The organism is Streptomyces sp. WM6378 (assembly GCF_001279695.1).
Taxonomy (GTDB): Bacteria; Actinomycetota; Actinomycetes; order Streptomycetales; family Streptomycetaceae; genus Streptomyces.
On sequence record NZ_LGDD01000328.1, the window covers coordinates 64,555 to 76,623 of the forward strand.

Sequence of the window (12,069 nt, forward strand, 5' to 3'; positions counted from 1 at the left end):
GATTTGGAGGGGCGCATGTCTGATCTTCCCCGGAAGGCGGTCACCCGGACCGCCAAGCTGGCCGCGCTGCCACTTGGCTTCGCCGGCCGGGCCACCTGGGGCCTGGGCAAGCGGATCGGCGGGAAGTCCGCCGAGCTGGTGGCGCGCGAGCTCCAGCAGCGCACCGCCGAGCAGCTCTTCAAGGTCCTGGGCGAGCTGAAGGGGGGCGCGATGAAGTTCGGGCAGGCGCTGTCCGTCTTCGAGTCGGCTCTCCCGGAGGAGGTCGCAGGGCCCTACCGGGCCGCCCTGACCAAGCTCCAGGAAGCGGCGCCGCCGATGCCCACCCGCACGGTCCACGCCGTACTGGAGGAGCGGATCGGCGCCGACTGGCGGGAGTTGTTCCTGGAGTTCGAGGAGAAGCCGGCGGCGGCCGCCTCGATCGGGCAGGTGCACCGGGCGGTGTGGCACGACGGGCGCGAGGTGGCCGTCAAGGTGCAGTACCCGGGGGCGGGCGAGGCGCTGCTCTCGGACCTGACGCAGCTCAGCCGGTTCGCCCGGCTGCTCGGCCCGCTGATTCCGGGGATGGACATCAAGCCGCTCATCACCGAGCTGCGCGACCGGGTCTCGGAGGAGCTGGACTACGAGCTGGAGGCGCGGGCCCAGCGGGAGCACGCCGCGGAGTTCACGGGCGACGGGGATGTGCTGGTGCCCGATGTGGTGCACCAGTGCGACCAGGTCCTGGTGACCGAGTGGATCGAGGGGATACCGCTCTCGGACGTGATCAAGGACGGCACGCCGGAACAGCGGGACCGGGCCGGGCAGTTGCTGACCCGGTTCCTGTTCTCGGGCCCGGCCAGGACCGGGCTGCTGCACGCCGATCCCCACCCGGGCAACTTCCGGCTGCTGCCGCCCGAGAAGGCGGGCGGTCAATGGCGGCTCGGCGTCATGGACTTCGGCACGGTGGACCGGCTCCCCGGCGGGCTGCCCGCGACGATCGGCGAGTCCCTGCGGATGACGCTGGAGGGCGAGGCCGAGGCCGTGTACGAGCTGCTGCGCGGGGAGGGCTTCGTCAAGGAGTCCATCGACCTCGACCCGGACGCCGTCCTCGACTATCTGCTGCCGATCATCGAGCCGGCCCAGGCCGAGGAGTTCACCTTCAGCCGGGGCTGGATGCGCGGGCAGGCGGCCCGGATCGCCGATCCCCGCTCCCCCGCCCACCAGTTGGGCAAGCAGCTCAACCTGCCGCCGTCGTATCTGCTGATACACCGCGTGACGCTGTCCACCATCGGCGTGCTGTGCCAGTTGGACGCGACGGTGCGCATGCGGGACGAGCTGGAGGAGTGGATGCCCGGGTTCCTGGCGGAGGCCCCGGGCGAGTCAGAGCCGGAGGCTGCCGAGGAGGCGTGAGAACGGGGCCGGGAGGCCTGGGGGCGGGCTCGGGCGCTACCACCAGGAGGCGTCGAGCCTGCCTTCGATGGCCCTGATGTTGGCGCGGGAGCAGTCGTCGCAGTAGTAGCGTCCGGTGCCGTTCTCGACCGAGTAGGTCCAGGTCGGCGGTGGGCCCTCGGCAGGAGCCGGGGTCCCGCAGTGGGAGCACACGATGGTTTCGGCCACCGGCCGATTCTGGTCGTCCACCTCGCGACGATACCGCCGTGCCCGGCCCTTTGAGGCCACAACGCACCGCGGGGGCCGGTCCGTTCGGACCGGCCCCCGCGTCTGATTGCTTACTTCCTGGTCGCGCGACCTGGCGCCGACCGTCAGTGCATGACGGCCATGGCGAGGGCACGGCGGGCGCGCATCGACGCGCGCTCGGCGCGCCGCTGCATCCGCCGGGCGGCGACCATGCGTACCGCCTGGCGCTCCACCTCGGCTTCCTGCAGCCGCTGGTTCATATGCGCACGGGCCAGGGCTTCTGGCATGAGTTGCATTTCGAGGGTCCTGTTCTGGCGCGACTCGTTCGCGCCGGTGGTGGTGAAGTCTGGGGTCGCGGAGCCGGTGGGCTCGCTGGCGGACGTCGTCATCGGGGCCTGCTTCTGGGGGTCGTTCGTTCGGGGGTGGTCGATGGTTCCCGGGCGGTTCATGCCGCGACCGGGTTCTTGCGCGGGCGACCACGCGGCCGCTTGCGGGCAACGACCACACCCTGGACGAAGAGCTCGCCGCCCCAGACGCCCCACGGCTCGCGCCGCTCCTTGGCGCCCGCGAGGCACGCGGCCATCAGGGGGCAGGTCTGGCAGAGCGACTTGGCGTACTCGACATCGGCCGGCGACTCGGCGAAGAAGACCTCCGGGTCGAAGGAACGGCAGGGGACGGGTACGCCGAGGTTCTCGATGGCGTCGTCGAGCGCGGTGAGCGCAGTGAGGGGAGTCAAGGCGGGGTCCTCCGTGAGACCGGGCGGGGGGAGAGTCGGGGCGGGCGGTACGGACGGGGCGTGCGCTTCGAGTTGCACGGTGATTTCTTCCTCGTCTTGTTCGGCTGTGTCGGTCCGGCCGGTTGGCCGGGTTTCGGCTGGCACCGAGGCCCCCTTCACTCCGTCCGTCCCGTTCGGGACAAACAGAAGGGCCGCGGATCCCTGATGGGGTTCCGCGGCCCTGAAGGCGCCTGCCTGATCTGGATCAGGCTGGATCACTCCAGGGTTCGAGCCCACGGAAGGCCCACATCGTGTGGTGCTGGTAGTGCTTCGTCTGCTTTTCGGCTCCGGCACCGGTCGCCGCAAAGGCGTGGGCCTGAGCCCGTCCCTTCGCTACTGCTGCTCCCGGCGCCTGGATCGGTCGCTCATTGCGCTCATCACGCACGGGGAGGCTCGCCAGGGAGGCCGGAACGACGGCGGAGATGCCGACGAGACCGAAGGCGCCGGCGGACAGACCGGTGCCCTGGAACGAAGAGCCGAGCGTGCAGGTGGCGGCGACCGAGCGGTCCGTCACTTTGGTGCTGATGAAGCTGGTGGTGATCTCGATGTAGCTGGCCACTGGTCTCGCCTCCTCTCGGCGTCTCGGGGACTTCGGCCTCGCGGCCTGATCCCATGCGTATTCGGATAAGTACAGCTAAGTACAGCACGGAGACCGGGCTTCGGAGAAGCTCTCGTTTCCGTGGTTAAGAACCTATGGGGATTCCTGGGGCGGGCGCAAACTATTTTTTCGACGAGTTTTCATGAACCTGTCTCGTCGCCTCCTCCAGGCTCCTCACCTGCGCAGATGGCCAGGACGTCGGTGCCGAACCGATCCAGCTTGCGGGCACCCACGCCGGAGATCACCGCGAGCTCGTGCCCGTTGGACGGCACGGCCTCCGCGATCGCCATGAGCGTCTTGTCGGTGAAGACGACGTACGGGGGCATGCCCAGCTCCTTCGCCTGATGGGAGCGCCAGTCGCGGAGCCGCTCGTACAGCGCCTCGTCCATGTCCGAGGGGCAGTCCTCGCAGCGCATCAGCTTCATCTCACCGGCTTCGGTGAGTGTTTTCCCGCACACCCGGCACAGCACCGGTCCCCGGCGCACGCGCTTGCGGACGGCGGGGCCGCGCTCGATGCCACCCGCGCCACCCGCCGCCGCCCGGGCGGCGCGGGATCCGGAGCCCGGTCGCAGACCGTCCAGGAACTGGCTGGCGCGACGGTGGGCCCGGCCGCCGGGAGAGCGCGACAGCGACCAGGAGAGCCCGAGGTGGAGCCGGGCGCGCGTGACGCCGACGTACAGCAGCCGGCGCTCCTCCTCGATCTGCTCGTCCGTCTTGGCGTACGTGATCGGCAGCATGCCCTCGGTGAGGCCGACCAGGAACACGGCGTCCCACTCCAGGCCCTTGGCCGCGTGCAGCGAGGCGAGGGTGACGCCCTGCACGGTCGGGGCGTGCTGGGCCTCTTCCCGGGCGCGGAGCTCGGCCGCCAGGTCGGACAGCTCGGCGTCGGGCTTCGCCCGCGCGTAGTCCTCGGCGAGGCGGACGATGGCGGCCAGCGACTCCCACTTGTCGCGCATCGCTCCGGAGCCCTTCGGGGGCACGGCCGTCCAGCCCTTGGTGCCGAGCACGGCCCGCACTTGGGAGGGCAGGTCCACGGCGTCGTCGAGCAGCGAGTCGTTGCGGCCGGCCACGGAAGCGCCTCGGATGGCGGTCGTCGCCTCGCGGACCTCGGGGCGCTCGAAGAACCGCTCGGCGCCGCGCAGCTGGTACGGCACGTCGAGGTCCGCCAGGGCCTGCTCGTAGATCTCGGACTGGGCGTTGATCCGGTACAGCACCGCGATCTCCCCGGCCGGAACCCCGGAGCGGATCAGGTCGCGGATGCGCCGGGCGACGCCCTCGGCCTCGGCGGGCTCGTCCCCGTACTCCGTGTAGACGGGCTCGGGGCCCTTCTCGCGCTGCGAGACCAGTTCGAGCCGGTGCTCGGCGGCGCGGCCGGTGGCCTGGTTGAGCAGCCCGTTGGCGAGGTGCACGACCTGGGGGGTGGAGCGGTAGTCCCGGACCAGCTTGACCACCGTCGCGTTCGGGTGGCGGGTGCGGAAGTCGAGGAGGTAGTCGGGGGTGGCGCCGGTGAAGGAGTAGATGGTCTGGCTCGCGTCGCCGACCACGCACACGTTGCCGCTGTCGCCCACCCACAGGTCGAGCAGGCGCTGCTGGAGTGGGCTGACGTCCTGGTACTCGTCCACCACGAAGTGCTGGTACTGGCGGCGCACCTGCTGTGCGATGTCCTCCCGGTACTGCAGGATGCCGACCAGGAGCAGCAGCACGTCCTCGAAGTCGATCACCACCCGGTCCTGCTTGAGCTGCTCGTACGTCCGGTAGATCTGGGCGATCTCGGCCGGGTCGCGGGGCGGTTCGCGGTGCGACTTGGCGACGGCCGCCGCGTAGTCGTCGGGCACCCGCTGGGTGACCTTCGCCCACTCGATCTCGCCGGTCACGTCGCGCAGCTCGTTGCGGTCGAGGCGGAGACCGCTGCGGGCGGCCGCCTCGGCGACCAGCTGGACCTTGCGCTCGACGAGCCGGGGCGGGTACTCGCCGCCGACGGCTCCCCGCCAGAAGAACTGGAGCTGGCGCAGGGCCGCCGAGTGGAAGGTCCGGGCCTGGACGCTGCCGACGCCGAGCTCACGCAGCCGGCCGCGCATCTCGGCGGCTGCCCGGTTGGTGAACGTGACGGCCAGCACGCCCGACTGCGGGAGGATCCCCGAGCGCACCCCGTACGCGATCCGGTGGGTGATCGCGCGGGTCTTGCCCGTGCCCGCGCCGGCCAGCACGCACACCGGGCCGTGCAGGGCCGTCGCGACCTCGCGCTGCTCGGGGTCGAGCCCGTCGAGCACCGCGTCGGCCGTGTCCGGGACCGGCGGGAAGAGAGTGGAGTGCGTTGCTGATGTCACCCCGCCATGCTGCCAGGTCGCCCGGGGCCGGTGCGCCGCGTTGTCCACAGGGGGCGCCCGCAGTCGTACTAATGCGGGCCGCGCCGCCTCCACCGTGCGCCGGGCACCTGGCCGAACAGCCACGAGGGCGGCCGTGGTGGCGATTCGGTCACATACCGGCCCGGTGCGGGAATGGTGATCGGCCCTCGTACGTTCCAGAGCGTGCGGAACCGCATTCGGCGGGGCGCGCACGCCAGTCAGCGATACAGAGGAGCGCGAAGACATGCCGGGCACTGTGACGATGTACAGCACCACTTGGTGCGGCTACTGCCAGCGGCTGAAGAAGCAGATGGACCGCGAGGGCATCGCGTACACCGAGGTCAACATCGAGCACGACCCGGCGTCGGCGGAGTTCGTGGAGAAGGCCAACGGCGGCAACCAGACGGTCCCGACCGTGCTCTTCGGCGACGGCTCGACGCTGACCAACCCGTCGCTCGCGCAGGTCAAGCAGAAGATCGGCGTCTGAGAGCGCCGTACCCGCAGCTGAACCGGAAGGCCCCCGTCCTGCCTCGGACGGGGGCCTTCCGTATATAGACATAGGGATACCGCAGACGGATCCGGGTCAGTGCGTCGGCTTCGGCAGGGGCTTGCCGTACCAGAGCTCGATCAGGCGGGCCGCGATCGAGATGCCGTACGGGGGCAGGACCTCGCCGGACTCGAAGGCGGCGGCCAGGTCCTCGCGGGAGAACCAGCGGGCCTCGTGGATCTCCTCGCCGTCCACGTTGATCTCGGACGAGGTGGCCTTCGCCATGAAGCCGAGCATCAGGCTGGACGGGAACGGCCAGGGCTGGCTGGCGACGTACTCGACCGGGCCGACCGTGACGCCGGCCTCCTCGAAGACCTCGCGGCGCACCGACTGCTCGATGGACTCGCCGGGCTCCACGAAGCCCGCCAGGGTGGAGAAGCGGCCCTCGGGCCAGTGCACCTGGCGGCCGAGCAGCGCCCGGTCGTGCTCGTCGGTGACCAGCATGATCACGGCCGGGTCGGTGCGCGGGTAGTGCTCGGCTCCGCACGCGGGGCAGCGGCGGATGTGGCCGGCCGCCGCGATCACGGTGCGCTCGCCGCAGCGGGAGCAGAAGCGGTGCAGGCGCTGCCAGTTCTCCAGGGCGACGGCGTGCGTCATCAGGCTCGCGTCGCGCGGGGACAGCAGGAGGCCGGCCTCGCGCAGTCCGGCCGGCCGGGCCGACTGGTCCATGCGGCCGGGCAGGGCGTCCTTCTGGAGCGCGAAGTAGCTGACGCCGTCCTCGTCGGTGCCCAGGAAGTAGCGGTGGGTCTCAGTGACCGGGGCCTCGAAGGCCGGGGTCATGACGAGCTCCGTACGCCCGTCCGGGGCGTCGTCGATCAGCACTTGGCCGCCGGAGACCACGAAGACCCGGGTCGACGGGTGGCTCCAGGCGGCCGCCAGCCACGCCTCGTCGAGGCGGTGGTGGGCCGCCCGGTCGATGCCGCTGGGCGCGGTGAGACCGATCGGTGTGGCGAGCCCGATCGGCTGGTCCGTGATGGCTTCACTGCTGGTGGTGCTCACAGGTGCTTCCAACTCCCCCGGGTGGATGGTGTGTTCAGCGATTTCTGTCAGCCGGTGGTCAGGCTGGCGGATCAGGCTGTCGTGGCGGCGAGGTCGCTCCACAGGTGGGCCGTGGTCTCGACGCCCTTGAACAGCAGATCCAGTTCGACCTTCTCGTTCGGCGCGTGCCAGCCGTCGGAGGGGACCGAGATGCCCAGGAACAGGACGGGCGCCGCGAGTACGTCCTGGAGGTCGGCGGCGGGTCCCGAGCCGCCCTCGCGGGTGAAGCGGACCTTCGTGCCGAACGCCTCGCCCATCGCCCGCACGACGGACTGGAGCGCCGGGTGGCCGAGCGGCGTCAGGCACGGCCGGGTGCCCGCGCTCCAGGTGATCTCGTGCCGGATCCCGGCGGGGATCCGCTCGGCGGCCCAGTCGGTGACGAGCTTCTCGATGCGCTGGGGGTCCTGGCCCGCGACCAGGCGGAAGGACAGCTTCACCATGGCCGACGACGGGATGATCGTCTTGCCGCCGGGGCCCTGGTAGCCGCCGCCGATGCCGTTGACCTCGGCGGTCGGGCGGGCCCAGATCCGCTCCAGCGTGGAGAACCCGGCCTCGCCCTGGGTCGCCCGCGACTTGGCGGTGCCCAGCCACTCGGCCTCGTCGAAGGGCAGCTCGGCGAAGAGCTCGCGCTCGGCGTCGGTGAGCTCCGCGATGCCGTCGTAGAAGCCGGGGACCGTGACGTGCTCGTCGGCGTCGTGCAGGGCCGCCACCAGGCGGGCCGCGGCCGTCGCCGGGTTGGGGACGGCACCGCCGAAGGAGCCGGAGTGGATGTCCTGGCCGGGTCCGTACAGCTGGATCTCGCACTCGGCGAGGCCGCGCATGCCCGTGCACACGGTGGGGGTGTCCTCGGACCACATGCCGGTGTCGGAGACGATCACGGCGTCGGCCGCGAGGCGCTCGGCGTGCTGCTCCACGAGGGCCCGGAAGTGCGGCGAACCCGACTCCTCCTCGCCCTCGATCAGGAGCTTCAGGTTGACGGCGGGGGCGGTGCGGCCGGTGGCCGCGAGGTGCGCGCGGACACCGAGGGTGTGGAAGAACACCTGGCCCTTGTCGTCGGCGGCGCCGCGCCCGTACATCCGCCCGTCGGTGATCACCGGTTCGAACGGGTCGGTGTCCCAGCCGTCCTCGCGGGCCGCGGGCTGTACGTCGTGGTGGCCGTAGACCAGCACGGTCGGGGCGGCCGCCTCGCCCGAGGGCCATTCGGCGTAGACGGCCGGGGCGCCCGGGGTGTCCAGGATCTCGGCGACCGGGAAGCCGGTCTCACGGAGCTTGGCGGCGAGCCAGTCGGCGCTGCGCCGTACGTCGGCGTCGCGGTCGGGCTGGGCCGACACGGACGGGATGCGCAGCCACTCCGCGAGGTCGTCGAGGAAGGCGGCGCGGTGCTGCTCGATGTACGTGCGCACCGTCTCGGTGGCGGTCTGGACGGCGCTGTCCGGGGTCTCGCTCATGTCCTTGAGCCTATCCGGCCGGGGGCGGTGGCCGGTCCGCCGGTCCGCCCTGCGGACGCTGCCCGAGCAGGATCGCCTCCAGCTCGGCGCGGTCCGGCAGCCGGGCCGGGCGGACCGTCTCACCTGTGCGTACGTACACGAACGCGGCCTCGACCGACTTCAGCGGGACGCCGAGCTGCTCGGCCCAGGCGACCCGGTAGACCGCCAGCTGGAGCGGGTCGGCGGTGGCCTGCCGGCCGGTCTTCCAGTCGACGATCTCGTACGTGGCGAGGGCGCCGTCGCCCTCCTTGTAGACGGCGTCGATCCGGCCCCGGATCACCCGGCCCGCCAGCGTCAGCTGGATGGGGGCCTCGGTGCGGTACGGCGTGCGGGCCGCGTAGGGGGTGCGCTCGAAGGCCTCCTTGAGGACGGCCAGATCGCGCTCGTCCGCGATGTCGGCGTCGGTGTCGTCCGCCCCGGGCAGCTCGTCCGGGCCCAGCATGGGCAGCGGGAGTTCCTCGAAGCGGGACTCCACCCAGGCGTGGAACCGGGTGCCCCGGCGGGCGGCCGGCTGCGGGCGGCGCGGCATGGGGCGGGCCAGGTCCCGGGCGAAGCCGTCGGGGTCGGCGGCCAGCCTGAGCAGCTCGGACGCGGTGAGCGAGGCCGGCACCTCGACCTCGCGGGTGGTGGCGCGGGCCCGGCGGAGTTCGGTGGTGAGCGCCTCCAGGTCGCGGTCCCAGGAGTGCAGGGTGCGGCGGTCCTCGGGGGTGAGGCGGGGGGCGGGGATGCCGGCCGGGGTCCGGGCCAGGGTGTGGTCGCGGGCTCCGGTGTCGGTGCGGGGGGCGCTGCGGGTGTGCTCGGCGTGGTCGACGGGTGCGGGCTCGGCCGGCGCGGGCTGGATCTCGGTGTCGGCGGACGGCGGGGTGGTGACCGGGCGCTCCGTGGGCAGCAGGTCCCAGTCCTCGGCCAGGTCGAGGGGACCGCCCAACTCCCCTTCTCCGTAAGGCTCTCCGTAAGGCTCATCGTAAGTTTCTCCGTAAGGAGGGAACGCCTCGTCCGAAGGGAACGGCTCGTCCTCGTACGGCTCGCTCTCGTAAGGCGCGTCTTCGTAGGGCGCGTCCTCATAAAAGGAGGACGCTTCGTCGTGGGGAGGAGCCTCTGCGACCGGGGTCGCCATGTGGGCCAGGACGCGTTCCGCGGCGGCTCGGCGGCGGGCCAGGGAGTCCGGGTCCAGCGGGAGCGGCCAGGCGCGGGTGGTGGCGGACTCGTGGAGGGCGGGGTTCTCGGCGTCCTCGTCCGGTTCGTCCGCCCACGCCTCGATCTCGCCGTGGCCCGCCGCGCAGTGCTCGTACAGCGCGTGCAGGAAGGCGGAGGGGCCCCGGGGCTTCTTCTGGCTCGGGCCCCACCAGTGACCGGAGCCGAGCAGCAAGGTGCGGGGGCGGGTGAACGTGACGTACCCCAGGCGCAGTTCCTCGGTGTGCTGGTGGTCCTTCATCGCCTCCTTGAAGGACTTGAGGCCCTTCGCGTCCCACTCCTCGACGACCGGCAGCGTCGGGGCGTCGCCGCGCAGCGCGTGCGGCAGGACCTTCGCCTGGGACGTCCAGGACTCCCTCGACTGGGTGGAGGGGAACGTTCCGGTGACCAGGCCCGGGACGGCGACGACGTCCCACTCCAGGCCCTTGGACTTGTGCGCGGTGAGCACCTTCACCGTGTTCTCGCCGCCGGGCAGCGCGTTGTCCAGGCCCTTCTCGTACTGGGCGGCGGTGCGCAGGAAGCCGAGGAAGGCGAGGAGCGAGGCCTCGCCGTCGAGCGCCGCGAAGCTCGCCGCGGTGTCGAGGAAGCCGGAGAGCGTCTCGCGGCGGCGGGCGGCCAGGGCGTGCGGGGAGGCGGAGAGTTCGACTTCGAGGCCGGTGACGCTCAGGACGCGGTGCAGTACGTCCATGAGCGGATCGGCGAGCGAGCGGCGCAGGTCGCGCAGTTCGGCGGCGAGGCGGGCGAAGCGGACGCGGGCCTCGGCGGAGAAGGGCAGCTCGTCGTCCTCGGCGCCTTCGAGGAAGGTGTCCAGGGCGTCGGCGAGCGAGATCACCTCGGCCGGGTCGACCCCTTCGACGGCGTCGGCGAGGCGCTGGTCGGGGTCGTCGGCTCCGCCGGTGACGCGGCGTACGAGATTGCGGGCGCGGCGGCCCAGCAGCGCCAGGTCCCGGGGGCCGATGCGCCAGCGCGGGCCGGTCAGGATCCGTACCAGCGAGGCGTTGGCGCCCGGGTCCTGGAGGACTTCGCAGACCGCCACGAGGTCGGCGACCTCGGGCAGGTGGAGCAGCCCGGAGAGGCCGACGACCTCGACCGGGATGTCGCGGGCCACCAGGGCGCCCTGGATCTGCGGGAAGTCGCCCGCCGTACGGCACAGGACGGCGATCTCGCCGGGTGCCTTGCCGGTGCGCACGAGGTGGGCGATCGAGTCGGCGAGCCATTCGATCTCCTCCTGGTGGGTGTCGAGCAGGGCTATGCGCACGCTTCCGTCGCGCTCGGCGCCGGGGGCCGGGCGCAGCGCCTCCACCCCTTCGTGCATCGAACGCAGCGGCGCGGCAAGGGAGTTGGCGAGGTCGAGGAGGCGGCCGCCGCTGCGGCGGTTCTCGGAAAGCGCGTAGCGGGTGGCGGGGCGGCCGTCGGCGTACGGGAAGTGGCGGGGGAAGTCGTCGAGGTTGGCGACCGAGGCGCCGCGCCAGCCGTAGATGGCCTGGCAGGGGTCGCCGACGGCGGTCACGGCATGGCCGGTGCCGCCGCCGAAGAGCGCGGCGAGGAGGCGGCGCTGGGCGACGGAGGTGTCCTGGTACTCGTCGAGGAGCACCACCTTGAACTCCTCGCGCAGGATCCGGCCGACCTCGGGGTGGGTGAGGGCGAGCTCGGCGGACAGCGCGATCTGGTCGCCGAAGTCCAGCAGGTCGCGGCTCTTCTTGGCGGCGCGGTAGCGAGTGGTCAGGTCGAGCAGTTCGAGCCGGGCGGCAACGGCCTCGGGCACCTTGCGCAGCTCGGCGTTGCTGAGCTTGGCGCCCTCCAGGGCCCGCAGCAGGTCCCGGTCGTACGCGGCGAGGCGCTCGGGTCGTACGAGGTGTTCCGCGAGCTCGGCGTCGAGCGCGAGCAGGTCGCTGACCAGGGAGGCGAACGACTTGGTGAGCGTCGGGTACGGCCCGGGGGCCTCGCGCAGCACGCGGGCGGCGAGCTGGAAGCGGGTGGCGTCGGCGAGCAGCCGTGATGTGGGCTCCAGGCCTATGCGCAGGCCGTGGTCGGTGAGCAGCCGCCCCGCGAAGGCGTGGTACGTGGAGATCCCGGGCTCGCCCTGCTCCGGCTCGGGGGCGTCCGGGTCGGTGATGCCCGCCCTGATCAGCGCGGTGCGCACGCGCTCGGCGAGCTCGCCGGCCGCCTTGTTGGTGAAGGTCAGGCCCAGGACCTGCTCGGGTGCGACCTGGCCGGTGCCCACCAGCCACACGACCCGGGCGGCCATGACGGTCGTCTTCCCGGACCCGGCCCCGGCCACGATGACCTGCGGGGCGGGCGGCGCGGTGATGCAGGCCGTCTGCTCCGGGGTGAACGGGATGCCGAGGAGCTCTTTGAGCTGCTCGGGGTCGCTGAGGGGGGTGGGCACGGTTGAAAGGGTAGTGGGGGGTGCTGACAGTGGCGCTGCCGTGCAGGTGGGGGCGGCTGCGGCGGGCTCTGCCTCTCGTAAACCC

10 protein-coding genes are annotated in these 12,069 nt (G+C 72.1%); 2 read left to right on the forward strand and 8 right to left on the reverse strand.

What is annotated here, in order from left to right; translation table 11 throughout:
- Positions 1–15: 15 nt before the first annotated feature.
- Positions 16–1,386 carry an ABC1 kinase family protein gene (locus tag ADK54_RS35390; RefSeq protein ID WP_053729895.1) on the forward strand — a complete coding sequence of 457 codons (1,371 nt, stop codon included), beginning with the start codon at positions 16–18 and terminating at the stop codon, positions 1,384–1,386.
- Between the two features lie 36 nt (positions 1,387–1,422).
- Here the strand turns inward: ADK54_RS35390 and ADK54_RS35395 are convergent, their stop codons facing one another.
- The 5 genes from ADK54_RS35395 to ADK54_RS35415 all read right to left on the reverse strand — a co-directional run bounded on the left by ADK54_RS35395 (position 1,423) and on the right by ADK54_RS35415 (position 5,311).
- Complete coding sequence (locus ADK54_RS35395; protein WP_053729896.1) at positions 1,423–1,614, reverse strand: hypothetical protein; 192 nt, start codon at positions 1,612–1,614, stop codon at positions 1,423–1,425.
- 122 nt (positions 1,615–1,736) lie between these two features.
- Entirely contained in the window at positions 1,737–2,060 is a 324-nt protein-coding gene (locus ADK54_RS35400) for a hypothetical protein (protein ID WP_053729897.1), read from the reverse strand.
- Positions 2,057–2,425, reverse strand: a complete 369-nt coding sequence (locus ADK54_RS35405; protein WP_053729898.1) for a WhiB family transcriptional regulator — start codon at positions 2,423–2,425, stop codon at positions 2,057–2,059. Before ADK54_RS35405 ends, ADK54_RS35400 begins: the two co-directional genes overlap by 4 nt.
- A gap of 166 nt (positions 2,426–2,591) precedes the next feature.
- Positions 2,592–2,945 (reverse strand): hypothetical protein, encoded by a 354-nt coding sequence (locus tag ADK54_RS35410; protein WP_199827103.1) that lies wholly within the window; start codon positions 2,943–2,945, stop codon positions 2,592–2,594.
- A gap of 179 nt (positions 2,946–3,124) precedes the next feature.
- On the reverse strand, positions 3,125–5,311 hold the full coding sequence (locus tag ADK54_RS35415) for an ATP-dependent DNA helicase UvrD2 (protein ID WP_053730040.1): 2,187 nt from the start codon (positions 5,309–5,311) through the stop codon (positions 3,125–3,127).
- A 262-nt stretch (positions 5,312–5,573) separates the two neighbouring features.
- Here ADK54_RS35415 and ADK54_RS35420 point away from each other — a divergent pair, with 262 nt between their 5' ends.
- Positions 5,574–5,816 carry a mycoredoxin gene (locus tag ADK54_RS35420; RefSeq protein WP_053729899.1) on the forward strand — a complete coding sequence of 81 codons (243 nt, stop codon included), beginning with the start codon at positions 5,574–5,576 and terminating at the stop codon, positions 5,814–5,816.
- A gap of 96 nt (positions 5,817–5,912) precedes the next feature.
- On the opposite strand, the gene nudC is transcribed toward ADK54_RS35420, so the two are convergent.
- The 3 genes from nudC to ADK54_RS35435 all read right to left on the reverse strand — a co-directional run bounded on the left by nudC (position 5,913) and on the right by ADK54_RS35435 (position 11,984).
- Positions 5,913–6,875: an NAD(+) diphosphatase gene (gene nudC / locus ADK54_RS35425; protein WP_234392345.1), complete on the reverse strand. Its 963-nt coding sequence runs from the start codon at positions 6,873–6,875 to the stop codon at positions 5,913–5,915.
- A 71-nt stretch (positions 6,876–6,946) separates the two neighbouring features.
- The gene (locus tag ADK54_RS35430; RefSeq protein ID WP_053729900.1) at positions 6,947–8,362 is read right to left on the reverse strand and encodes a dipeptidase; all 1,416 of its coding nucleotides are present in this window, start codon (positions 8,360–8,362) and stop codon (positions 6,947–6,949) included.
- A 10-nt stretch (positions 8,363–8,372) separates the two neighbouring features.
- On the reverse strand, positions 8,373–11,984 hold the full coding sequence (locus ADK54_RS35435) for a UvrD-helicase domain-containing protein (protein ID WP_053729901.1): 3,612 nt from the start codon (positions 11,982–11,984) through the stop codon (positions 8,373–8,375).
- Positions 11,985–12,069 lie beyond the last annotated feature (85 nt).

Excerpts from the sequence above, each read along its gene's own strand:
- ADK54_RS35400 (WP_053729897.1), bottom strand. The coding sequence starts at position 2,060 with ATGAACCGCCCGGGAACCATCGACCACCCCCGAACGAACGACCCCCAG.
- ADK54_RS35420 (WP_053729899.1), top strand. The coding sequence starts at position 5,574 with ATGCCGGGCACTGTGACGATGTACAGCACCACTTGGTGCGGCTACTGC.
- ADK54_RS35390 (WP_053729895.1), top strand. The coding sequence starts at position 16 with ATGTCTGATCTTCCCCGGAAGGCGGTCACCCGGACCGCCAAGCTGGCC.
- ADK54_RS35430 (WP_053729900.1), bottom strand. The coding sequence starts at position 8,362 with ATGAGCGAGACCCCGGACAGCGCCGTCCAGACCGCCACCGAGACGGTG.